The following is a 22,770-nucleotide window of genomic DNA, read 5'->3' on the forward strand; positions in this document are numbered from 1 at the left end:
AGCCAGTCGAGGTCTTCGTTCGTGTTTGCCCCACCGGCCATCGGCACACATTAGTCTCCCCGACTATGCGCGTGCTGCAGTTCATCTGGCGCGGTGTGCTCGCCTTCGACCGCGTGGGTTCGCGCATCCCGCAACTGATCCAGATGTGGCTGCTGGAACTGTTCTTCGCGCTGCCGCTGACGTTCTTCATCGCGAAGGCCATCGACATCCGAGGTGCCTTCGGCGTGCCCGGCACGGGAGAGTCGATGCCCGGCGTCTTCTGGGGTGCGTTGGTCGTGGCGCTGGTGGCGGGATTCTTCTTCTTTCGCGGACTGGTCCGTCCCCGCGTCGTGCAGGGATCGTGGACGCCGATGGTCAGAGCCGATGTCGGCGACTTCACGGTCTATGCGGGCAACCGCTCGTGGACCGCGCATTACGTCTACCTGACAAGCCACCCTTCGTATGCGCTGCTGCTTCTGCTGACCGCGCCGATCCCGGCGTCGATGGTGCTTGCGACCGAGAACAACGGAGACAGCACCTTCTACTTCCGGGCCGCGGGTTTCGTCGGCCTCGCCGTGTTGGGACTCATGGCCGTGGCGCGGCTATTGGCTTGGTACGTCTTCCGATTCGGCCGCAGCATCCTCGACGCGCAGACCGCCGATGCCGGAGTGTCACAGCGCAAGCTCGGGTGGGAGGTTGCGTGGAAACCGGTGCTGATGCTGATGGTGCTGATCTACGGCATTGTCGCCATTCCGCTGGGTTGGATGTTCTGGCAGCAGGCACGCACCATCGACGCGCTGCCGGTCGTCGCCATCGGCGATGATGCCCATGCGGGCGAATACCGCCGTGTCGAAGGACGATTGGTGGGTGAGCCCGTCTACTGGGCACCCAACGGCACCGGTCGCGGAGGCAACAACTACGCGGGAGCCGGTGTGCTGGTGGATCTTCCGTCCGGCGGTGAGGCGCTGCTGCTGGCGGAATCCCTCTCAGTCGCTGATTTCAGAGGTGTCATCGAAGACGTCCGCGGGCAGCAGATCGCCACCCAGGGCAAGGTCATCGACGAGGTCACCGAGGATCAGATCGAGTACTACGGCTTCGATGTCGACGACTTCCCGGTAGCGTCGGCCGACGGCCGCGTGATGGTGCTGCTGTCCTATCCCTGAGGAGATGAGATGACGACAGACGAACGAATGTGGAAGGCCGCGACGTGGTCCACGCCGTTCGCTGTCCAGGCGGTGATCGCCGTAACCGGCCTAGCCGCATGGCTTTTGGGCTCTGTTCTCGGAACGGAGGACGACAGTGACCGGCAGGTCGTCCTGCTCTCGGCGACAGCGGTCGCCGTGGCCGTCTCGGTGGTCACCGGCGGTCTGCTGCTGACCCGACCGGATCCGCAGCAGCGGGGCATCGCTCTCGGGGTTTTCGTATCTGCTGCAACGGTGCTGATCGGAGGTGCCGGAATTGCCATCGCATTTTTCTGACCGGATCCGGTTCGGCCCCGCGAGCTTCATCGCGTGCGCGGTCAACATGATGGTGCTCGAGCTGATCACCTGGTTCCTGATGCCGATGTGGGTATTCGTCCCGTTCATCGTGGGCCCGATTGTCGCCGTCAACGCGGCAATTGCCTACGGCCTGACCAAAATTGGCTCGGTGGCACAGATCGGCCGCGGGATGCTCATCTCGTGCATCGCCGCGCCACTGTCGATCGCGCTCGCCTTCGGCGCGATCGTGAACTTCCAGGGCTGACTAGTAGCGCAGGCGGTCGCCGGCCACCCGCACGTCCGCACGGCTGCCCGGATGGGAGATCGCATGGATCGGATGGGTCAGGACCGGATGCCTGCACTGTGGACACGACGCCTGGGCGCGATTGGCCGAGCTGAACGTCAGATGCCGACACTCGCCGCAGCGCACGACGTAGAACGCGCCGATCCAGTTGGCCAGACCCAGGAAAATCGCCAGCGTCGTCAGCGTGGCAAGGACTGTGATCAGAACAATGGTGAGAACCGGATAAACCGTCATGGTGGCCGACCTCCGAAAAATGCCACACGGATGGAGTCCACGGTACGCCGGGGATCAGGCCTTTCGAGCTCGCTTGTACACCTTTTCCAACTCTTTGCCTCGGATGCCGAGGAGCTCGGCCTTGTGCACCTTGTGAATGACCAGAGGACATTTCTTGCAGCGGGGCTTGCTGCGGCAGCACTTTTTCTTCGGCTTGGCGGCCGCAAGCTTCTCGATTTTCAAGTGACGGGAATCTCTCGTTTTCGCGATCGGTGCACTGCACTGCGACAATCACCGGCGTGACTGCACGCCCCGATTTCCGCAACGTCGCCATTGTTGCCCACGTCGACCACGGCAAAACCACCCTGGTCGACGCAATGCTGCGCCAGTCGGGTGCCTTGAGCCACCGCGGTGACGACGCGATCGAACGCCTGATGGATTCCGGTGACCTGGAAAAGGAAAAAGGGATCACCATCCTGGCCAAGAACACCGCCGTGCACCGGCATCACGCCGACGGCGGTATGACGGTCATCAACGTCATCGACACCCCGGGGCACGCCGACTTCGGCGGCGAGGTGGAACGCGGCCTGTCCATGGTCGACGGCGTCGTGTTGCTCGTCGACGCGTCCGAGGGGCCACTGCCGCAGACCCGGTTCGTGCTGCGCAAGGCGCTGGCCGCGCACCTGCCCGTCATCCTGGTCGTCAACAAGACCGACCGGCCCGACGCCCGCATCTCCGAGGTCGTCGAAGAAAGCCACGACCTGCTGCTCGATGTCGCCTCCGACCTCGACGAGGAGGCTCAGGCCGCCGCGGAGAAGGCGCTCGACCTGCCCACGCTGTACGCCTCCGGGCGTGCGGGCATCGCCAGCACCACGGCCCCGTCCAACGGCGAGAACCCCGACGGTGAGAACCTCGACCCGCTGTTCGACGTGCTGCTTGAGCACATCCCGCCGCCGCAGGGTGATCCCGAAGCTCCGCTGCAGGCGCTCGTCACCAACCTCGACGCGTCCGCATTCCTCGGCCGCCTCGCGCTGATCCGCATCTACAAGGGCCGCATCAAGAAGGGCCAACAGGTCGCCTGGATGCGCGATGTGGACGGCCACCCCGTCATCACGACGGCGAAGATCACCGAACTCCTCGTCACCGTCGGTGTGGAACGCACCCCGACCGACGAGGCCGTCGCCGGTGACATCGTGGCGGTCGCCGGCATCCCCGAGATCATGATCGGCGACACCCTCGCCGACCCCGACCACGCACACGCGCTGCCACGCATCACCGTCGACGAACCCGCCATCTCGGTGACAGTCGGCACGAATACGTCGCCGCTGGCCGGCAAGGTGTCGGGTCACAAACTGACGGCCCGAATGGTGAAATCCCGCTTGGATTCCGAGCTCGTCGGCAACGTGTCCATCAAGGTCGTCGACATCGGCCGCCCCGACGCGTGGGAGGTCCAGGGCCGCGGCGAGCTCGCGCTGGCCATCCTCGTCGAGCAGATGCGCCGCGAAGGTTTCGAGCTGACCGTCGGCAAGCCGCAGGTGGTCACCCAGATGATCGACGGCAAGCTGCACGAGCCGTTCGAAGAGCTGACCATCGACAGCCCCGAAGAGCACCTGGGCGCCATCACCCAGCTGATGGCCGCCCGCAAGGGCCGCATGGAGCAGATGACCAACCACGCCGCCGGATGGGTGCGGATGGACTTCATCGTGCCCAGCCGCGGCCTCATCGGGTTCCGCACCGACTTCCTGACTCTGACCCGCGGCACCGGCATCGCCAACGCCGTGTTCGACGGCTACCGGCCGTGGGCCGGCGAGATCCGTGCCCGCCACACCGGCTCGCTGGTCAGTGACCGCAGCGGTCAGATCACCCCGTTCGCGATGATCCAGCTGGCCGATCGCGGCCAGTTCTTCGTGGAGCCGGGCCAGGAGACCTACGAAGGTCAGGTCGTCGGCATCAACCCGCGCGCCGAGGATCTCGACATCAACATCACCCGTGAGAAGAAGCTGACCAACATGCGGTCGTCCACCGCGGACGTGATGGAGACGCTGGCCCGCCCGCTGGAACTCGACCTGGAGAAGGCGATGGAGTTCTGCGCCGAGGACGAGTGCGTCGAGGTCACCCCCGAGATCGTGCGCGTGCGAAAGGTCGAGCTCGTCGCGTCGCTGCGGATGCGTGCCAAGGCCAGGGCGAAGCAGCAATCCCAGTCGTAGCCGCGAGCGTGCGCACATGGCGGAGAACTCGGTCAGCGGCCGCCCTGGCCGCACACTCGGCGGGCGCCCCGGCCCGTGAGGGAAACCTCCGTCGATACGCTTGGTGCGTGCCGACCGCCCGACGCCTCCTGACCTGTGCGGTCGTGTCGAGCGTGCTGTTCACCGCCGGTTGCACCGTCAGCCCGCCGCCCGCTCCGCAGAGCACCGACACCACCGAGTCCACGCCGCCGCCGCCGATGAAGGCGACGCAGATCATCATGGCGATCGACTCGATCGGGCCCGGCTTCAACTCGCATCTGCTGTCCGATCAGTCCCCGGTCAACGCGGCCATCAGCTCTCTGGTGCTGCCCAGCTCGTTCCGGCCCGTCCCCGATTCGCGGACGCCGACGGGCTCGACGTGGGAGATGGACACGTCGCTGCTGGAATCAGCTGAGGTCACCAGCCAGGACCCATTCACGGTGACGTACAAGATCCGTCCCGAAGCGCAATGGACCGACAACGCCCCGATCGCCGCCGACGACTTCTGGTACCTGTGGCGGCAGATGGTCGGCCAGCCGGGCGCCGTCGACCCCGCCGGCTACGACCTGATCACCGGTGTGCAGTCCGTCGAAGGCGGCAAGACGGCCGTCGTGACGTTCGCCAAGCCCTACCCGGCGTGGCGCGAACTGTTCAATGACATCCTTCCCGCCCACATCGTCAAGGACATCCCCGGCGGCTTTCCGGCCGGACTCGCGCAGGCGCTGCCCGTGACCGGCGGCCAGTTCCGCGTCGACACCATCGACCCGCAGCGCGACGAGATTCTCCTGGCCCGCAACGACCGGTACTGGGGCGAACCCGCGACGCCCGACCTGATCCTGTTCCGCCGCGCGGGCACCCCTGCGGCACTGGCGGATTCAATCCGCAACGGCGACACGCAGGTCGCGCAGGTACACGGCGGGTCCGCGGTGTTCGCGCAGCTGTCGGCCATCCCCGACGTGCGGACCGCGCGGATCGTGACGCCCCGCGTCATGCAGCTGACGCTGCGCGCGCAGCAGCCCGCGCTGACCGACACGCAGGTCCGCAAGGCGGTCCTCGGCCTGCTCGATGTCGACCTGCTCGCCGCCGTCGGCGCGGGCGACGACAACACCGTCACGCTGGCCCAGGCGCAGGTGCGCTCGCCGTCGGACCCCGGCTACGTGCCCACCGCCCCGCCGGCGATGACCCGCGACGAGGCGATGTCGCTGCTCGGCACCGCCGGCTACCAGATCGAATCCGTCGAGTCGCCCGATCCGTCGGCGCCGCCGGACAACGACCGCGGCCGGCTCGTCAAAGACGGCCAGCCGCTCACGCTCGTCCTCGGCGTCGCCGCCAACGATCCGACGTCGGTGGCCGTCGCGAACACCGCGGCGGACCAGTTACGCAGCGTGGGCGTCGCGGCGTCGGTGTCGGCGCTGGACCCGGTGACGCTGTACAGCGATGCGCTCGTCAACAACACCGTCGACGCGGTGATCGGCTGGCACCCCGCCGGTGGTGACCTCGCGACGTCGCTCGCGTCGCGCTACGGCTGTCCCGCCCTGCAGGCCACCGCCGTCCCGACCACCCCCGGCGCGCCGTCGCCGACGTCGGAGCCCGACGACCCTGGGAAGCCGGGGGAGCCCAGCCCCGAACCGCCGCGGACCACGGCGACGCAGACGCCACCCGCCCCGGCCCCGGAAGCCGGCGAACTCGTGCAGGCGCCGAGCAACATCACCGGCATCTGTGACCGCAGCATCCAGCCCCGCATCGACGCGGCGCTGCACGGCACCGCCGACATCGCCGACGTCATCGATGACATCGAGCCCCGGTTGTGGGAGATGTCGACGGTGCTGCCGATCCTGCAGGACACGACGATTGTCGCCGCGGGCCCCAGCGTTCAGCACGTCAGCCTGACCGGGGCGGTACCGGTCGGCATCGTCGGCGACGCCGGAACCTGGGTCAAGCTTCCGCAGTAGTTCTCCTGCGCCTCAGGACGGCGATCCCGTACGACGCATACGCGCCGACGGCGAACACGATCAGCAGCCACACCGGCGGACGGGCCAGCTCCCACACGAACAGCGCCGCGAACAACGGCGACCGCTGGGTGATGGCCAGCACGCCTGCCGCGCAACTCAGCGACACCGCCGCGACGTGCAGATCCGTTCCCGCCCACTGGTTCAGCGCGAGTGTGACCAGCGCGCCGGCGGCCGCTCCGGTGGCCAGCGCCGGCGTGAGCAGCCCGCCGACCGCGCCCGCCCGCAGGAACAGCGTCGTCAGCAGCGGCTTGAGGAGCAGGATCAGCGCCGCCGACGTCAGGGTCAGGCCGCTGTTCATGCTGACCTCGAGAATGCTGCGCCCGTTGCCCGGCAGTTCCGGCAGCCAAATCGAGCAGACGCCCGTCAGCAGCCCGGCGATCGCGATGCCCGGAATCGCCAGCCATGAGTCGAGTTTCAGGTTCGGCAGAGAATCCATCACGCGCTCGAACGCGAGCCCCACCGCGACGGCCAACGGCGCCAGCGCCAGCGCCAGGAAGGCGAGCAGATACGACAGCCGGGCGTCCGGCCATGACAGCGGATGCTCGAGATGGGTGACCGGTGCGGCGACGGCCACCGCGATGCTCGACGTGATCAACGCCGTGCCGAGCGCCCGCGGCTGCCACGTGCCGAGCAGGATCCGGGCGGCGAACACCGCGCCACCCAGCGGCACGCTGTACACCGCGCCCAGGCCTGCGCCAGCCGCGCACGCCAGCAGGATCGCGCGGTCCGCTTCGGTCAGCGCGAGCCGCGAGACACCGAAATCGCCCCACGCCGCGGCGAGTTGACGCGGCGCGCCCTCCCGCCCCAGTGAGGCGCCCGACCCGACCACCAAGACCTGGAGTCCGGCGTCGACCGTCATCAACATCCGGGGGACGGGCCGCTCACCGGCCAGCGTCGCGGACAGCGACGGCTGGGCATAGCGCCGCCGCAGCGCCCACCAGCCGCATCCGGCCAGCGCCCCGCCCACCATCGGGCCGACGGCGCGACGGACGGGATTGCTGCTCTCGACGCCGTCGAGCAGCGAGCCGAAATCGTACTGATAGGTGAGGTGTTCGATCCCGTGCAGCAGCAGCGTGGTGGCGGCGCCGCCGACTCCCGCGAGCAGACCGATGACGACGACCGCGCACCCGAAGTGCACGGCGCGGCGGTTCACGAGGGGAATCTATGCCAGGGCGGGCTGCGGCGACGGGCAACGAGCAGGCAAGCTGGTCGGAATGGAGACCCCGCGGCTGCTGTTCGTCCACGCCCACCCCGACGACGAGACCATCACGACCGGCGCCACGATCGCGCACTACGTCGCGCGCGGTGCCCAGGTGCAGGTCATCACCTGCACGCTCGGCGAAGAGGGTGAGGTTGTCGGCGAGCAGTGGGCGCAACTGGCCGTGGATCACGCCGACCAGCTCGGCGGTTACCGCATCGGCGAGCTGACCGCGGCACTGTCCGCGCTCGGCGTCGACGGCCCGCGCTACCTGGGCGGTGCCGGACGCTGGCGTGACTCCGGCATGGACGGCACCCCCGCCCGGCATCGGGAACGGTTCGTCGACGGCGACTTCGCCGAGCAGACAACGGTTTTGGCGGCCGCGATCGACGAGCTGCGTCCTCACGTCGTCGTCACGTACGACCCCAACGGCGGCTACGGGCACCCCGACCACATCCACACGCACCGGGTGACGACGGCGGCCGTGGAGGCGGCGACCTGGCGCGTGCCCAAGTTCTATTGGACGGTGACGTCGCAGACGGCGCTGGTCTCGGGCCTGAGCGACATGGGGGACGTGCCCGACGGGTGGATCACGGTGTCGGCCACCGACCTGCCGCAGTTCGGATTCGCCGACGACAAGATCGATGCGGCACTCGATCTGGCCGCCCATTCGGACGCGCGCGTCGCGGCGCTGCGCGCCCACGCCACGCAGATGACCGTCGCCCCCGACGCGCGGAGCTTCGCGCTGTCGAACAACCTGGCGCTGCCCATCGACTCGACGGAGTACTACGTGCTGGCAGCGGGGACAGCGGGGGACCGGGATGACCGCGGCTGGGAAAGTGATCTGCTGTCCGGGCTGACCCTGGGTTGACGGTCCTGAATGTGCTCCTTGCGTCCGCGGCACCCCGGCCGGGTATAAGCTGCCCGGAACCGACCGCGCACGGAAGGGCAAGACATGGACCCGGACCTGGATCCCAACCTGCAGCACTGGCAGGACCGTCTCGACAACTTCCAATGGGTCGTCGGCTCGCTCGTCTCGCTGCTCGACAGCATCCCGACCTGACGGCGCCGGTCACGACGGCCATCGACCAAAAACGCCGACTACCCCGGCTGCGTTTCGCTGTTCTGACACTGCTCGCCGTCGACGGCGTCCTCTCGGCCCTGATGGCCGTCTTCTTTCTGCCGATCCGGATCGGCTCGGTCCCGTTCCCGATCAGCGCCCTGCTCAGCGGTGTCCTGAACGCCGCGCTGGTGTGGATCGCCTTCCAATGGACCTCGGTGCCGCGGCTGGCCGCGCTGCCGCTGTGGACGTGGCTGGCGACAGTCGTGATGTTCACCCTCGTCAACCCCGGAGACGACATCGTGTTCGGCGGCAGCGGCGTGATGGAGTTCGGTCCGGTGCTGCTCGTCGCGCTGGGGGCACTGCCGGCGGCGTGGATCATCATGCGCGCGCCGGGTCCCAATGCCGGGGCGGACGCCAGCGGCCGCGCCCGATGACTACTGTGACCCCTATGTCATGCGGATGGCAGGCGCATCCTGTTTCAGATAGTGAGACGCGAGGATGATCCACGACAACGCCGGGGTTACAGAGGAGTGGCTCTGAACTCCCAGCGTGGCGCCGACCTGCCCAGCCCGGTGGTTCCCCCGAAGTCCGACGCGCCCAGTCCCGCCGCCCTGCGGCGAGTGTTGCGGCGCGCGCGCGACGGGGTGGCGCTGAATGTTGACGAGGCCGCGATCGCGATGACCGCGCGCGGCTCTGACTTGGCGGATTTGTGCGCATCGGCGGCGCGGGTGCGTGACGCCGGCCTGGAGGCCGCCGGGCGTCGTGGCGCGTCGGGCCGCTTGCCCGTCTCCTATTCGCGCAAGGTCTTCATCCCGGTGACGCACCTGTGCCGCGACAAATGCCACTACTGCACGTTCGTGACGGTGCCCGGGAAGCTGCGCGCCGAGGGCAAGGGCATGTTCATGGAGCCCGACGAAATCCTCGAGGTGGCCCGCCGCGGCGCCGAGCTGGGCTGCAAAGAAGCGTTGTTCACACTGGGCGATCGGCCCGAGGCCCGCTGGGACGAGGCCAAGCAGTGGCTCGACGAGCGTGGCTATGACTCGACGCTGGATTACGTGCGGGCGATGGCGATCCGGGTCCTGGAGGAGACCGGGTTGCTGCCGCACCTGAACCCCGGGGTGATGTCGTGGTCGGAGCTGTCGCGGCTGAAGCCGGTCGCCCCGTCGATGGGCATGATGCTGGAGACCACCTCGCGCCGCCTGTTCGAGGTCAAGGGTGAGGCGCACTACGGGTCTCCGGACAAAGATCCGGCCGTGCGGCTGCGCACCCTCGACGACGCGGGCCGGCTGTCGATTCCGTTCACCACCGGCCTGCTGGTCGGCATCGGGGAGACGCTGACCGAGCGCGCGGAGACAGTGCACGCGATTCGGGCCTCGCACAAGGCGTTCGGGCATGTGCAGGAAGTGATCGTCCAGAACTTCCGCGCCAAGGACCACACCGCGATGGCGGCGACCCCGGATGCCGGGTTGGACGATTTCCTGGCCACGATCGCCGTCACACGCTTGGTGATGGGGCCCAAAGTCCGCATTCAGGCCCCGCCGAATCTGGTGTCCCGCGAGGAATGCCTGGCACTGATCGGCGCCGGCGTCGACGACTGGGGTGGCGTGTCACCGCTGACCCCCGACCATGTGAATCCCGAACGGCCGTGGCCGGGGCTGGACGAGCTTGCCGATGTGACCGGTGAAGCCGGCTACGACCTGGTGCAGCGGCTGACCGCGCAACCGCAGTACGTGACCGCGGGTGCGGCGTGGATCGACCCCCGTGTGATGGGGCACGTCACCGCGCTGGCCGACCCGGACACCGGTTACGCGCTGGAGGTGAACCCGTCGGGACGGCCGTGGCAGGAGCCCGACGAGGCCACCGAGTCGCTGGGCCGCGTCGATCTGCATTCAGCGATCGACTCCGAGGGTCGCCTGACCGAGACCCGGTCGGATCTGGGGTCGGCGTTCGGTGACTGGGAGTCGATCCGGGCCAAGGTGGAAGAACTCGCGGCGCGGGCCCCCGAGCGCATCGACACCGACGTGTTGGCCGCATTGCGCTCGGCGGAACGCGACCCGGCGGGATGTTCCGACGACGAGTATCTGGCCCTGGCGACCGCGGACGGCCCCGCTCTCGATGCTGTTGCCGCGCTGGCGGATTCGCTGCGCCGCGACGTCGTGGGTGACGACGTGACCTTCGTGGTGAACCGCAACATCAACTTCACCAACATCTGCTACACCGGCTGCCGGTTCTGCGCGTTCGCGCAGCGCAAGGGCGACGCCGACGCCTACTCGCTGTCCACCGCCGAGGTCGCCGACCGGGCGTGGGAGGCCCACGTCGCCGGAGCCACCGAGGTGTGCATGCAGGGCGGTATCGATCCCGAACTGCCCGTCACCGGCTACGCCGACCTCGTGCGTGCGGTGAAGGCGCGCGTGCCGTCGATGCATGTGCACGCGTTCTCGCCGATGGAGATCGCCAACGGTGTCACCAAGAGCGGCTTGAGTATTCGCGAATGGCTGACGTCGCTGCGGGAGGCCGGGTTGGGGTCCATTCCCGGCACGGCGGCCGAGATCCTCGACGACGAGGTCCGCTGGGTGCTCACGAAGGGCAAGCTGCCCACGTCGCTGTGGATCGAGGTCGTCAGCACCGCGCACGAGGTGGGGCTGAGGTCGTCGTCGACGATGATGTACGGGCACGTCGACACCCCCAAGCACTGGGTGGGCCACCTGAACGTGCTACGCGGAATCCAGGACCAGACAGGCGGTTTCACCGAATTCGTACCGCTGCCGTTCGTGCACCAGTCCTCACCGCTGTACCTGGCAGGCGGGGCGCGGCCGGGGCCCACGCATCGGGACAACCGGGCCGTGCACGCGCTGGCGCGGATCATGCTGCACGGTCGCATCCCGTCGATTCAGACCAGCTGGGTCAAGCTCGGCATCGAACGCACCCAGGTCATGCTCCAGGGCGGGGCCAACGACCTCGGCGGCACGCTGATGGAGGAGACCATCTCCCGGATGGCCGGCTCCGAGAACGGCTCCGCCAAGACCGTCGCCGAGCTGGTCGCCATCGCCGAGGGCATCGGCCGTCCGGCACGCCAGCGGTCGACGGACTACACGCCGCTGGCGGCCTAGGTCGGTCTCGTTGCGCCGCGGTTCCCTTGCACCGCGAGCGCGCGTGTCTGCACGTCGACGCGCCGCGAATACTGGCAATCTGCGCACCCTCGCGGCGACCGAGCGCGCCCTACGTGCCGCACGACTGGTAGGACGGAAACATGAAGCTGCGCAGGGTGATCGCCGCCGGTCGCCTGGAACTGCAATCCGAGGGACCTGACGGATCCTGGGCACCCCAGACTGACGCCTCGGCATTGGGCGGGGCCGTGTTCGCGCCCGACTGGGAGCTGGCCAACGCGCAACGCCACCAAGACTTGTCGGGCAACGTCCTGCCGTTTCAACCTGCGTCGTTCCGCGATTTCATGGTCTTCGAGAAGCACGCCGTCGCCGCCGCACGCGGTCTGGTGAGCCGTTTCATGCCCGCCGCCGCTCCCGTCGCGTCCGCCTTCGAGAAGCTGTCGAAGACGACGTTCCCGCCGTTCAAGCCGAAGCCGCTGTTTTACCGGCAGCCGATCTACTACATGTCCAACCACCTGAGCTTCGTACCGAGCGGCACTCCCGTCGCGTTCCCGTCGTACTCGGAGGCCTTGGACTACGAGCTGGAGATCGGTTTCGTGCTGCGCACGCCGCTGTTCGACGCGACACCCCAGGAAGCGCTTGAGGCAATCGGCGCCTTCGTCGTCGTCAACGATCTGAGCGCCCGCGACGTTCAACGGGCCGAGATGGTCACGGGACTCGGACCGCAGAAGGCCAAACACTTCGCGTCCTCGATGTCGGCGGTGGCCGTCACGGCCGACGAGATACTGCCGCACATCGACGATCTGGCGGGGACGGTCGCGATCAACGGACGCACCGTCAGCACGGTGTCGAGCAGCGGACCCCAGTGGGGGATCGGCGACATGCTCGCCCATGCGTCGCGCAGTGAAAAGCTCTATCCGGGTGAGCTTTTCGCCACAGGTACGCTGCCTGGCGGAAGCGGGATGGAGACCGGTAACTGGCTCCGCCCAGGAGACGAGCTCACGCTGACCGTCGACCGTATCGGCGAGATCACCCACACGATCACGCAGTGAAGCCGCTGCGGCATGCGCCCCAGCGGCTCCACGACGTCGCGGTTACGCCTGCTTGAGGGCCTCGATCTCGAGGGTGATCGTCACCTTGTCGCCGACCACGGCGCCGCCGGTTTCCAGCGGTGCGTCGAAGTCGATGCCGAAGTCCTTGCGGTTCAGCACGACTGACGCTTCGAAACCGGCCACCTCGCCGTGTCCCATGCCGGGGTTGACGCCGTTGAACTCCAGCGCCAGTGCGATCGGGCGCGTCACACCCTTCAGGGTGAAATCGCCGTCGACGACGTAGTTGTCGCCGTCGGCCCGCACACCGGTGGACACGAACGTCGCGACCGGGTGAGCCTCGGCGTCGAAGAAGTCGGCGGCCTTGAGGTGGGCGTCGCGCTGCTCGTTGCGCGTGTTGATCGAGTCGATCGCGATCTCGGCGCTCACCGACGGCGTGCCGTCCTCGGCGACGGTGATCGCACCGCTGAAGGTGTCGAACCCGCCGCGGACCTTGCTCACGACGAGGTGGCGTACCGAGAACCCGACGGAGGAGTGCACGGGGTCGATGGCCCAAGTGCCGACGGGCAGGGCGGTGGTTGCGGTGGTCATGGCGTCTCATTTCTCGGGGTGGAAGGGGGCAGTTCTGTCAACTAAACGGACTGTAGTCCGCATTCATTCCCGGCTAGATTCCGGGGATGGCGACAGAAGACTTCGACGAGCGCTTCACCGAGATCGACCCGGATATCTGGACCACGTCCTACCTGCCCGCGTGGAGCTCACGCCGCGAATCGGCCGCGACGTTCACCGTCGGAGCCGACGGACTCGACCTGTCGATTCCGGTATCGCAGGCCCACTGGTGTCCGGACCTGCATGACGGACCGCTGCGCGTGTCGGCGATCCAGAGCGCGAACCGGTCCGGACCGCTCGGGTCGCCGGATGCACCCCAGCCTTTTCGCGAGGGTCTCGTGGTGCGTGAGGAGCAGCCGACGGTACTCGGCTTCGTACCGCACTTCGGCACCGTCGCGGTCACCTGCTCGGCGCATCTGAGCCCGCGGTCGATGTTCTCGGCGTGGATGGTCGGGTTGGAGGACGAGCCTGATCGGTGCGGCGAGATCTGCGTCATGGAGGTGTTCGGCGACACCGTGGCCGACGGGCGTGCCGCGGTGGGCCAGGGTGTGCACAAGTTCCGTGACCCCGCACTGCGCGAAGACTTCTCGGCCGAACCGCGCGACATCGACCTGGAACAGCAGCACACGTTCGCGGTGGACTGGCGGCCCGGATCGATCGAGTTCTCCATCGACGGGGTGGTCACCCGCACCGCGGATCAAGCGCCCGGCTATCCGATGTTCCTCTTCCTCGGCGTCTTCGACTTTCCCGACCGCGACGGGCCCGCCGATCATGTACCGCACATGCGCGTCACCCGGGTCGCCTACACGGCGCCTGCGTAGGGCACAGCGGCGTGGGTACTAGGCGAGCAGTAAATGAGACGTTTAGTATCTGTAACCACGCGCAACCCTAAACGCGGGTTTGCGCGGAAGTTAGGGCACACTGAGACACGCGTCCAACTAACGGCAGGGATACTTGCTGAAATTGGTTGCGCGATCATCGTGCCCTGCCTAGACAGCAGCCCACTGGACAGGTAGTTCGAGAGGACTTGAGGAGAAGTACGTGACGTACGTCATTGCCGAGCCCTGCGTCGACGTCAAGGACAAGGCGTGCATCGAGGAGTGCCCTGTCGACTGCATCTACGAGGGCGCTCGCATGCTGTACATCCACCCGGACGAGTGCGTCGACTGCGGCGCCTGCGAACCGGTGTGCCCCGTCGAAGCCATCTACTACGAGGACGACGTCCCCGACCAGTGGAGTGGCTACACCCAGAACAACGCGGATTTCTTCTCCGAGCTGGGTTCGCCGGGCGGTGCATCGAAGGTCGGCCAGACCGACAACGACCCGCAGGCCGTCAAGGACATGCCGCCCCAGGGTGAGGACTGAGTACGTCTGAACTGAGTCGTCGGCCGCTCAAGTCGGCGTCGCTGCCGGTGTTCCCGTGGGACACCCTTGCCGACGTGACCGCCGCCGCCCGTGCTCACGAGGACGGCATCGTCGACCTGTCGGTGGGAACACCGGTCGACGACGTCGCCCCGGTGATCCGCGACGCGCTCGCCGCGGCCAGTTCGGCACCCGGCTATCCGACGACCCACGGCACCCCCGCATTGCGGGAGGCCGCTGCCGCCGCGTTGCATCGCCGCTACGGGATCACCGGTGTCGACCCCGCAGCGGTGTTGCCGTCGATCGGAACCAAGGAACTGATTGCCTGGCTGCCCACACTGCTGGGGCTGGGCGCCGGCGACACCGTCGTTGTGCCCGAGCTGGCCTACCCCACCTACGAGGTCGGGGCGCTGCTCGCCGGGGCCGCCGTGGTGCGCGCCGATTCACTGACCCAGCTCGGCCCGCAGCATCCGGCGCTGGTGTATCTCAACTCGCCGAGTAACCCGACGGGCAAGGTCCTCGGCGTCGAGCATCTGCGCAAGGTGGTCGGCTGGGCCCGGGAACGCGGTGTCATCGTGGCCTCCGACGAGTGCTACCTCGGCCTCGGCTGGGACGCCGCACCGGTGTCGGTACTGCACCCCGACGTCTGCGACGGCGACCACACCGGATTGCTCGCCCTGCACTCGCTGTCGAAGACGTCCTCGCTCGCCGGCTATCGGGCGGGCTTCGTTGCCGGCGATCCCACGCTGGTGGCCGAGCTTCTCGCCGTGCGTAAACACGCAGGCATGATGATGCCGACCCCAATCCAGGGTGCGATGGTGGCGGCACTGACCGACGACGCCCACGAAGCCGAGCAGCGAGCCCGGTATGAGCGCCGCCGCTACGCCCTCCTGCCCGCGCTGGTGGCAGCGGGCTTCACCGTCGACAACTCCGAAGCCGGCCTGTACCTGTGGGCGACGCGCGGCGAACCATGTCGCGACACGGCCGCGTGGCTGGCTCAGCGCGGCATACTCGTTGCACCGGGCGAGTTCTACGGGCCGCGCGGAGCGTCACACGTCCGCGTCGCGCTGACGGCGACGGACGAGCGCATTACCGCTGCGGTGCAGCGGCTCGCTGCGTAGGCGTCATCGGCACTGCTCGTAGACGTGGCCTGGGGTGCCCGGGGCTGTGAGTCCGCGGTCGCGCAGGATCGTCAGCGGCGCTCGTTCGGACGCGCAGACCGACGCGAATGGTCGGGGCAGGTTGTCGGCGTATTCGATCTGCAGCACGTGGCTGCCATACGCCCTGGTGTAGGCATCGCACTCGTCGTAGGCCGCGCACTCCTCGGCGACCGCGAAGTCGAAACCGATGTCGCCGCGGCCGATGTCGGTGATCTCGGCGGCGTTCTTCTGGCCGATCGCCAAGCCGTTGCCGTGGGCGAGCTCGACGAAGGCGCGCGCCAGCTCGAGCGCGCCCGCCCGGTCGATTGCGGGCGTCCGCGTGAACGTGTCCAGGTTGTCGATCTCGACGGCGTCGAAACCTGAACTCGCACAGAGGTTGATGCTGGGCCCGAGCATCTGCAGAATCGCCGTCCGTTGTTCGGGCGTCGACGGGTCGAGCAGGTACTCGTCGGGCCAGTCGGGGTCGACGAGGGGTTCGCCGGAGTCGCCGCGCAGGACCGCGTCCGGATGCCGGGCGAGCCACTCCTGACCGCTGCCCGGCTGCGTCTGATAGCCGTTGACGTAGCAGACGTTGTAGGCGCCTGGCATCGGCGCGGCAGTGGAATCGCGAGCTACGACCGCCAGTCCCGGCGTATCGGCCGCGCCGCCCAGTTGATAGTCGAACCCACCGGTCGTGGGTGGGAGCGCGACGGGCGCCGCCGTCGCCAGGGGGAGGGGCGTCGTCGCGACGATCGCTGCGACGCAGGCCGACACGATTGCCGATCGGAACACCATGGCTCGATTATCTGGCGCGAGCAGACACAAACTCGCGTGTTTCGAGGCCAATTCATGTGAGTTTGTGTCTGCTCGCGGGTGGATTCAGGGCACCGCAAGGTCTTTCGGTGCGACGAGGGCGAGCGCGTCGCGGCACGCCCGGATCGCGGGGGTCTGACTGAGCGCGGCCCGGGTGGCCGTGAACACGGAGCGGCGTCGCGGATCGACGTCGACGACGCGCACGGCGGGACGTCGCCGCACCCGCATCAGGTCCGGGAGGATCGCGACGGCATTGCCGCTTTCGATGAGCGCGATCTGCGCCTCCAGATCATCGGTCTCGAACCGGACATCAGGCTCGAAACCGGCGCGCCGGCACAGCTGTTCGGCCCAGTGGCGCGATGCGGTGCCGACAGGCTCCATCGTCCAGGGCAGATCGACAGCGTCCTCGACCGAGGCGATGCGATCCCACGGATCGCCGCTCGGCGGGACCGCCAGCCGCAACAGATCGGTGGTCAGCGGTTGACGGTCCAGGCCCGGGAACACGCGGGCCGCATGCCCCGGATACTCCTCGGCGATCACCAGATCGAACTCGCGCATCCAGGTCTCGTAGAGCGCCTGCTCCGGTTCGCGCTGCGACATCGTCACCCGCAGCCGGGGATGCCGAGCCGCCAACTCTGTCAGCATCTGCGGCATGAAGGCCGAGGCGGCCGACTGGAAGACGGCGAGCCGGACGGTGCCTGATGCCGCTTCGCTCTGCGCGGCCACCTCGGAGGCGGCCAGCTCAAGCCGCTCCAGGATCGCCGCGGTGTGTTCGACCAGAACCTCGGCGGCGGGGGTGAGGCGGACGCGGCGGCCCGCCTTCTGCAGTAGCGGCACGCCCACGTCGCGCTCCAGCTGGGTCAGCGCCTGAGACACCGAGGACGGGCTTTGATGCAGTGCGTCGGCGACCTCGGCCAACGTGCCGCGCAGGCTCAGTTCGTGCAGCAAGCGCAACCGCCGGGTATCGAGGAGATCCGGCCGCTTATTCATCGGTTCTTCTTATGCTTTACCGTCATAATTCATCGCTTTATTCTAGGGTTCAGCTCGGCTCATCATGAGTAAATGACGCTTATGGGCACCGACCGCGACCTGCTGACGGACGTCGAATCGCTGGTCCGGCAGTGGCTCGACGACGCGGCGGGACAGCCGGTCGCGCCCGCCGCGCGCCGACTGGCTGACGTCCTGCGCGACCCGGCGGGACTCGACTTCACCGTCGGCTTCGTCGACCGCGTGATTCGTCCGCAGGACCACGGTGTCGCAGCCGCCAACCTTCGTGACCTCGCCCGCCGCGCCCCGGGATTTCTGCCCTGGCATCTGCGCGTGCTGATCCGGCTCGGCGCGGTCATGTCGGTCGTCGCGCCCGGCATCGTCATCCCGATCGCCCGGTGGGCGCTGCGCGAGATGGTCGGCCACCTCCTGGTCGACGCCACCGACGCCCGACTCGGACGGTCGATCGCCCGCATCCGCGAACGCGGCGTGGGCCTCAACATCAACCTCCTCGGCGAGGCCGTGCTCGGCCGGCGCGAAGCGGCCCGGCGGCTCGAAGGCACCGAACGACTGCTCGCGCGTCCCGATGTCGACTACGTGTCGATCAAGGTGTCGGCGACCGTACCGCCGCATTCGCCGTGGGCGTTCGACGAAGCAGTCGACCACGTCGTGCAGAGTCTGCTGCCGCTGTTCACGCTCGCGGCCGAGGCACCGACGTCGAAGTTCATCAACCTCGACATGGAGGAGTACCGGGATCTGGAGATGACGACCGCGGTCTTCACCCGCCTCCTCGATCGCCCAGAACTGCTTGGCCTGGAAGCCGGAATCGTGCTGCAGGCCTACCTTCCCGACGCGCTGAGCGCGATGATGCGGCTGCAGGACTGGGCCCGCGCCCGCACGGAGCGCGGCGGCGCCGGCATCAAAGTCCGTCTGGTCAAAGGCGCCAACCTGCCGATGGAACACGTGGAGGCCACACTGCACGGCTGGCCGGTGGCCACGTGGCCGACCAAGCAGGACACCGACACCAACTACAAGCGGGTGCTGAACTACGCGTTCGAACCTGAGCGCACCGAGCACGTGCGGATCGGCGTTGCCGGCCACAACTTGTTCGACATCGCTTACGCCTGGACGCTGGCGGGTCGCCGTGGCGTCCGCGACCGCGTCGATTTCGAGATGCTGCTGGGCATGGCCGAGGCGCAGGCCGAGGCCGTACGCCGCACGGTGGGCGGACTGCTTCTCTACGTACCCGTGGTGCACCCCAAGGACTTCGACGTCGCGATCGCCTACCTGGTGCGCCGGCTCGAGGAGGGCGCCAGCCAGGAGAACTTCATGTCTGCCGTCTTCGAACTGCACAGCGATCACGCGCTGTATCACCGGGAGAAGGAACGGTTCGTCGCATCCCTCGACGCGGTGGATACGGCCACACCGCTGCCCAACCGTCGCCAGGACCGGCGCACCGATGATCCGAACGAATCGGTGCGGCAGGTGTTTTCGAACGTCCCCGACACCGATCCGTCCCTGCCGGGCAACCGGGAATGGGGCCGGGCGATCACCGAGCGCATCCCGGGGTCGACGGCCGGTCTCGCCCTGGTCGACGACCACACCATCACCGACGCCGGCGAGCTCGACTCGATCATCGCCCGCGGCGTGTCCGCGGCGTGGTCGGAATTGCCGGCCGCCGAGCGCGCCGCTGTCCTGCGCCGCGCGGCGGGAACGCTGGAGGCCGCCCGCGCGACGCTGCTCGAAGTGATGGCCGCCGAGACCGGCAAGACCTTGGATCAGGGTGACCCCGAGGTGTCCGAGGCGATCGACTTCGCGAATTACTATGCGAGCCTTGCCGAGAAGCTCGATGACGTCGACGGTGCGACGGCGGTGCCGGTCGATCTGACCGTCGTCACCCTGCCGTGGAATTTCCCGGTCGCCATCCCCGCCGGCTCCACACTCGCCGCGCTGGCTGCCGGCAGCGCCGTCATCATCAAACCCGCCACCCAGGCCAGACGGTCCGGCTCGGTGATGGTGCAGGCGCTGTGGGACGCCGGAATCCCGCGTGACGCACTGCAACTCGTGCACGTCGACGAGAGCGATCTCGGCACCCGGCTGGTCTCCGATCCGCGTGTCGACCGGCTCATCCTCACCGGCGCCTTCGACACCGCGGCGTTGTTCCGCAGCTTCCGGCCCGACCTGCCGCTGCTCGCCGAGACCAGCGGCAAGAACGCCATCGTCATCACCCCGCACGCCGACATCGACCTCGCGGTCAAAGACCTCGTGTATTCGGCCTTCGGCCACGCCGGGCAGAAATGCTCCGCGGCGTCGCTGGGAATCCTGGTCGGTTCGGTGGCGCGATCCAAGCGTTTTCACGACCAGCTGGTCGACGCCGTCACGTCACTCATCGTCGGCTACCCGTCCGATCCGACCGTCCAGATGGGGCCGATCATCGGACCCGCTGATGGGAAACTGTTGCGGGCCTTGACCACACTGGAACCGGGGGAGCGGTGGCTGGTCGAACCCCGCCAGCTCGACGACACCGGCCGGCTCTGGTCTCCCGGCGTCAAGACCGGTCTCGGTCGCGGTTCTGAATTCCACCTCACCGAGTACTTCGGACCCGTCCTCGGGCTCATCGAAGCCGGGGACCTCGACGAGGCGATCGCCATCCAGAACCAGGTCGACTACGGGCTCACGGCGGGACTGCACACCCTCGACCGCGAAGAGATCGACCGCTGGATCGAGCGGGTCGAGGCCGGCAACGCGTACGTGAACCGGTCGACTGTCGGCGCGATCGTGCGGCGCCAGCCGTTCGGCGGATGGAAGAAGTCTTCGGTCGGTGCGGGCACCAAGGCCGGCGGCCCCAACTACCTGATCGGACTCAGCGACTGGCGCGCCGCACCCGCGGCCAAAGCGGGAACCCTGACCCCTGCGCTACGCAGATTCCGCGATGCCGCAGCAGTTCTCGGACTTGCATCGACGGATCTGGAGTTCCTCGACCGGGCGCTGGCATCCGACGCGTTGGCCTGGGAGCAGGAGTTCGGTGTCGCGCGCGATGTCACGGGGCTGGAAGCGGAGAAGAACGTCCTGCGCTACCGGCCGGTGCCCGTGACTGTGCGGGCTGAAGTCAGCGATGCCGCATCGCTGCTCCGGGTGGTCGGTGCCGGACTCCTCGCCGGCTCCGATGTCATGGTGTCGACGCTCGTACCGTTGGAATCCGCAATCGTCGACCAACTGCGCTCGGTCGGCGTCACCTGCCGGGTGCAGGATGCGGACGCGTGGCGGAACGTGTTGCGGCGCAAAGCACCCGGTCGCGTCCGGCTACTCGGCGGCTCTCGTGAGGCCTTCGCCTCCGACAGCGAGGGCAGGGCAGATATCGCGCTCTACGCACAGCCCGTCGTCGAGGCCGGGCGGATCGAACTGCTCACCTTTGTGCGCGAGCAGGCAATCTCTGTGACGGCGCACCGATTCGGCTCACCCACCAAACTCGTCGATGGGCTGTTCTAGCGCTACTCGCGGCTGCGTTTCGAGAACCGGCCGTCGGTGACCTCGTCCCATTTCTCGTAGACCTGATCGACCTGTGGATTGCCCCGCCCCCTGATCCACTCGCAGGTGGACACGTACGTCGACGGGTTGGTGACGATGATCGTGTGCAGCTCCGGCCGTTCCTGTGCCAGCCTCTCCAACTCGTCGGGTGATGTCGACGGATCCGCGGCCCGCAGGGCGTCCAGCGGGTCTGGCAAGGCGCCGCGCGGCGCGTCGTGCGCGGCCAGGTCACTGTCGTCGTCGGCGCGAGAACCCGTGTTGAGCAACAGGTTCAGCAGGATGGCGGTGATGGCGCCCGCCGAGATGCCGGAATGGAAGATGGTCTGGAACCAGTCGGGGAACTGCGTGTACAGATCGAGCACGACGTTCACCGGGGTGTCGCCCAGCGTGCGGTCGGTGTGGTACAGCTTGGCCTCGGAGAGCATCGCGACGCCGACCGAGATCGCCACCACCAGGATGTTGGTGTTGGTGAACTTCACCTTCGTCAGCGTGCGCACACCGCTGGCCGCGACCATGCCGAACAGTGCGACGCCCGCACCGCCGAGCACCGGCAATGGGATGCCCTCGACGATGGCGGCCATTTTCGGCAGCAATCCGAGCAGTACCAGGATGATGCCCGCGACGGTCGCGACGTGGCGGGAGCGCACCCCCGTGATCGCGACGAGGCCGACGTTCTGCGCGAACGCCGTGTACGGGAACGTGTTGAACACGCCGCCGATGACAGTGCCGAGCCCGTCGGCGCGCAGACCGTCGGCCAGCTTCTGCGGGGTGATCTTCTCCTCGACGATCTCGCCGACGGCCACGATGTCGCCTGTCGTCTCCGTCATGATGACGATCGCCACGATGATCAGCGCGATGATGGAGCTGATCTCGAACGCGGGCAGCCCGAACTGGAACGGTGTGACGAAGCCGATCCAGCCGTAGTCGCCCATGTGACTCCAGTCGGCCATGCCCAGCGGAACGGCGACCGCCGTTCCGATGATGAGCCCCAACAGGATCGACACTCGCCGCAGCGCCTCGGGCGCGAAGCGTTCGATGGCGACGATGACGGCGAGCGTGAAGAAGCCCATGCCGATCGCCGCCGGGGAGCCGAAGTCGGCCCCCGCGGCGGTGCCGCCGCCGAACCATCCGGCCGCCACCCGCATCAGCGACACCCCGATGACCAAGATGATCGTGCCGGTCACCAGCGGCGGGAAGAAACGGATCAGCTTCCCGAACACCGGCGCCAACAGCATCATGAACAGACCGCAGGCGATCACCGAGCCGTAGATCGTCGTGATGCCGTGGTTGACGCCGATCGTGATCATCGGGCCGACCGCGGCGAACGTCACGCCCTGCATCAACGGCAGCCGAACCCCGAAACGCCAGAACCCGACGGCCTGGATGATCGTCGCGATGCCGGCGACGAACAGGTCGGCCATGATGAGGTGGACGATGTCGGTCTGCTCGAGCTGACCCGCGCCGACCATCGCGCCGCCGACGATCAACGGCACCGCGACGGCGCCCGCATACATCGCGAGCACGTGCTGGATGCCAAGGGGAAGCAGCCGTTTCAGCGGCGGGATCTCGTCGACGGGTCGCGCGGTCGTTCTACCCTCGGTGAGGATCTTGGTGATTGTGGCCATCAGCTCCCGCCTCTGTGCGGCCCGGGCGGGTTGCGCCCGGGCTGGTCGACCAATCCTCGAAGGCGCCAGTTTCGGGCGC

At 67.9% G+C, this 22,770-nt stretch carries 19 protein-coding genes; 13 read left to right on the forward strand and 6 right to left on the reverse strand.

The window, feature by feature from the left end:
* The first annotated feature begins 65 nt into the window (after nucleotides 1-65).
* Genes P9A17_RS16280 through P9A17_RS16290 form a run of 3 tightly spaced genes read left to right on the forward strand, consistent with a single transcriptional unit; the run spans nucleotide 66 to nucleotide 1,722 of the window.
* Nucleotides 66-1,142 carry a hypothetical protein gene (locus tag P9A17_RS16280; protein WP_278039660.1) on the forward strand — a complete coding sequence of 359 codons (1,077 nt, stop codon included), beginning with the start codon at nucleotides 66-68 and terminating at the stop codon, nucleotides 1,140-1,142.
* A gap of 9 nt (nucleotides 1,143-1,151) precedes the next feature.
* Nucleotides 1,152-1,457, forward strand: a complete 306-nt coding sequence (locus P9A17_RS16285; RefSeq protein WP_278039661.1) for a hypothetical protein — start codon at nucleotides 1,152-1,154, stop codon at nucleotides 1,455-1,457.
* Nucleotides 1,438-1,722: a hypothetical protein gene (locus P9A17_RS16290; RefSeq protein ID WP_278039662.1), complete on the forward strand. Its 285-nt coding sequence runs from the start codon at nucleotides 1,438-1,440 to the stop codon at nucleotides 1,720-1,722. The genes P9A17_RS16285 and P9A17_RS16290 overlap by 20 nt, the downstream gene beginning before the upstream one ends.
* On the opposite strand, the gene P9A17_RS16295 is transcribed toward P9A17_RS16290, so the two are convergent.
* A complete protein-coding gene (locus tag P9A17_RS16295) occupies nucleotides 1,723-1,995 on the reverse strand; it encodes a hypothetical protein (RefSeq protein ID WP_278039663.1) in 273 nt (90 codons plus the stop codon). It abuts the gene before it with no gap.
* Nucleotides 1,996-2,273: 278 nt separating this feature from the next.
* On the opposite strand from P9A17_RS16295, the gene typA reads away from it, so the two are divergent.
* Nucleotides 2,274-4,181, forward strand: a complete 1,908-nt coding sequence (gene typA / locus P9A17_RS16300; RefSeq protein WP_278039664.1) for a translational GTPase TypA — start codon at nucleotides 2,274-2,276, stop codon at nucleotides 4,179-4,181.
* Between the two features lie 107 nt (nucleotides 4,182-4,288).
* On the forward strand, nucleotides 4,289-6,151 hold the full coding sequence (locus P9A17_RS16305) for an ABC transporter substrate-binding protein (protein ID WP_278039665.1): 1,863 nt from the start codon (nucleotides 4,289-4,291) through the stop codon (nucleotides 6,149-6,151).
* On the opposite strand, the gene P9A17_RS16310 is transcribed toward P9A17_RS16305, so the two are convergent.
* The gene (locus P9A17_RS16310; protein WP_278039666.1) at nucleotides 6,135-7,364 is read right to left on the reverse strand and encodes a chloride channel protein; all 1,230 of its coding nucleotides are present in this window, start codon (nucleotides 7,362-7,364) and stop codon (nucleotides 6,135-6,137) included. The two genes, P9A17_RS16305 and P9A17_RS16310, sit on opposite strands and share 17 nt — an antisense overlap.
* A 61-nt stretch (nucleotides 7,365-7,425) precedes the next feature.
* Between P9A17_RS16310 and mshB the strand changes: the two genes are divergently transcribed.
* From mshB to P9A17_RS16330, 4 genes are all read left to right on the forward strand, one after another.
* Nucleotides 7,426-8,280, forward strand: a complete 855-nt coding sequence (gene mshB, locus P9A17_RS16315; protein ID WP_278039667.1) for an N-acetyl-1-D-myo-inositol-2-amino-2-deoxy-alpha-D-glucopyranoside deacetylase — start codon at nucleotides 7,426-7,428, stop codon at nucleotides 8,278-8,280.
* A gap of 143 nt (nucleotides 8,281-8,423) precedes the next feature.
* Nucleotides 8,424-8,906, forward strand: coding sequence for a hypothetical protein (locus P9A17_RS16320; RefSeq protein ID WP_278039668.1), 483 nt, complete (start codon nucleotides 8,424-8,426; stop codon nucleotides 8,904-8,906).
* Nucleotides 8,907-9,002: 96 nt separating this feature from the next.
* On the forward strand, nucleotides 9,003-11,582 hold the full coding sequence (locus tag P9A17_RS16325; protein ID WP_278039669.1) for a bifunctional FO biosynthesis protein CofGH: 2,580 nt from the start codon (nucleotides 9,003-9,005) through the stop codon (nucleotides 11,580-11,582).
* A gap of 140 nt (nucleotides 11,583-11,722) precedes the next feature.
* Entirely contained in the window at nucleotides 11,723-12,631 is a 909-nt protein-coding gene (locus tag P9A17_RS16330; protein ID WP_278039670.1) for a fumarylacetoacetate hydrolase family protein, read from the forward strand.
* A 42-nt stretch (nucleotides 12,632-12,673) separates the two neighbouring features.
* Here the strand turns inward: P9A17_RS16330 and P9A17_RS16335 are convergent, their stop codons facing one another.
* A complete protein-coding gene (locus tag P9A17_RS16335) occupies nucleotides 12,674-13,219 on the reverse strand; it encodes a YceI family protein (protein WP_278039671.1) in 546 nt (181 codons plus the stop codon).
* An 86-nt stretch (nucleotides 13,220-13,305) separates the two neighbouring features.
* Between P9A17_RS16335 and P9A17_RS16340 the strand changes: the two genes are divergently transcribed.
* The 3 genes from P9A17_RS16340 (at nucleotide 13,306) to dapC (ending at nucleotide 15,720) form a co-directional block, all read left to right on the forward strand.
* Entirely contained in the window at nucleotides 13,306-14,058 is a 753-nt protein-coding gene (locus tag P9A17_RS16340) for a glycoside hydrolase family 16 protein (protein WP_278039672.1), read from the forward strand.
* A gap of 220 nt (nucleotides 14,059-14,278) precedes the next feature.
* Nucleotides 14,279-14,602: a ferredoxin gene (gene fdxA / locus P9A17_RS16345; protein ID WP_278039673.1), complete on the forward strand. Its 324-nt coding sequence runs from the start codon at nucleotides 14,279-14,281 to the stop codon at nucleotides 14,600-14,602.
* An 11-nt stretch (nucleotides 14,603-14,613) separates the two neighbouring features.
* Nucleotides 14,614-15,720 carry a succinyldiaminopimelate transaminase gene (gene dapC / locus P9A17_RS16350; protein WP_278039883.1) on the forward strand — a complete coding sequence of 369 codons (1,107 nt, stop codon included), beginning with the start codon at nucleotides 14,614-14,616 and terminating at the stop codon, nucleotides 15,718-15,720.
* 3 nt (nucleotides 15,721-15,723) lie between these two features.
* Here the strand turns inward: dapC and P9A17_RS16355 are convergent, their stop codons facing one another.
* Entirely contained in the window at nucleotides 15,724-16,533 is an 810-nt protein-coding gene (locus tag P9A17_RS16355; RefSeq protein WP_278039674.1) for an endo alpha-1,4 polygalactosaminidase, read from the reverse strand.
* A gap of 84 nt (nucleotides 16,534-16,617) precedes the next feature.
* Nucleotides 16,618-17,541: a LysR substrate-binding domain-containing protein gene (locus P9A17_RS16360; protein WP_278039675.1), complete on the reverse strand. Its 924-nt coding sequence runs from the start codon at nucleotides 17,539-17,541 to the stop codon at nucleotides 16,618-16,620.
* Between the two features lie 72 nt (nucleotides 17,542-17,613).
* Here P9A17_RS16360 and P9A17_RS16365 point away from each other — a divergent pair, with 72 nt between their 5' ends.
* Nucleotides 17,614-21,027: a bifunctional proline dehydrogenase/L-glutamate gamma-semialdehyde dehydrogenase gene (locus P9A17_RS16365; RefSeq protein ID WP_278039676.1), complete on the forward strand. Its 3,414-nt coding sequence runs from the start codon at nucleotides 17,614-17,616 to the stop codon at nucleotides 21,025-21,027.
* Nucleotides 21,028-21,029: 2 nt separating this feature from the next.
* On the opposite strand, the gene P9A17_RS16370 is transcribed toward P9A17_RS16365, so the two are convergent.
* Nucleotides 21,030-22,691 carry a nucleobase:cation symporter-2 family protein gene (locus tag P9A17_RS16370; protein ID WP_278039677.1) on the reverse strand — a complete coding sequence of 554 codons (1,662 nt, stop codon included), beginning with the start codon at nucleotides 22,689-22,691 and terminating at the stop codon, nucleotides 21,030-21,032.
* Nucleotides 22,692-22,770: the final 79 nt, after the last annotated feature.

Origin of the sequence: Mycobacterium sp. 236(2023) (genome assembly GCF_029623955.1) — a bacterium.
In the GTDB taxonomy this organism is placed as follows: Bacteria; Actinomycetota; Actinomycetes; order Mycobacteriales; family Mycobacteriaceae; genus Mycobacterium.

What these genes read in the sequence shown, in the direction of transcription:
- P9A17_RS16335 (WP_278039671.1), bottom strand. Translation starts at nt 13,219, where the DNA reads ATGACCACCGCAACCACCGCCCTGCCCGTCGGCACTTGGGCCATCGAC.
- P9A17_RS16320 (WP_278039668.1), top strand. Translation starts at nt 8,424, where the DNA reads ATGGGTCGTCGGCTCGCTCGTCTCGCTGCTCGACAGCATCCCGACCTG.
- P9A17_RS16280 (WP_278039660.1), top strand. Translation starts at nt 66, where the DNA reads ATGCGCGTGCTGCAGTTCATCTGGCGCGGTGTGCTCGCCTTCGACCGC.
- P9A17_RS16365 (WP_278039676.1), top strand. Translation starts at nt 17,614, where the DNA reads ATGACGCTTATGGGCACCGACCGCGACCTGCTGACGGACGTCGAATCG.
- P9A17_RS16340 (WP_278039672.1), top strand. Translation starts at nt 13,306, where the DNA reads ATGGCGACAGAAGACTTCGACGAGCGCTTCACCGAGATCGACCCGGAT.
- P9A17_RS16330 (WP_278039670.1), top strand. Translation starts at nt 11,723, where the DNA reads ATGAAGCTGCGCAGGGTGATCGCCGCCGGTCGCCTGGAACTGCAATCC.
- P9A17_RS16360 (WP_278039675.1), bottom strand. Translation starts at nt 17,541, where the DNA reads ATGAATAAGCGGCCGGATCTCCTCGATACCCGGCGGTTGCGCTTGCTG.
- P9A17_RS16370 (WP_278039677.1), bottom strand. Translation starts at nt 22,691, where the DNA reads ATGGCCACAATCACCAAGATCCTCACCGAGGGTAGAACGACCGCGCGA.
- mshB (WP_278039667.1), top strand. Translation starts at nt 7,426, where the DNA reads ATGGAGACCCCGCGGCTGCTGTTCGTCCACGCCCACCCCGACGACGAG.
- P9A17_RS16355 (WP_278039674.1), bottom strand. Translation starts at nt 16,533, where the DNA reads ATGGTGTTCCGATCGGCAATCGTGTCGGCCTGCGTCGCAGCGATCGTC.
- P9A17_RS16295 (WP_278039663.1), bottom strand. Translation starts at nt 1,995, where the DNA reads ATGACGGTTTATCCGGTTCTCACCATTGTTCTGATCACAGTCCTTGCC.
- P9A17_RS16285 (WP_278039661.1), top strand. Translation starts at nt 1,152, where the DNA reads ATGACGACAGACGAACGAATGTGGAAGGCCGCGACGTGGTCCACGCCG.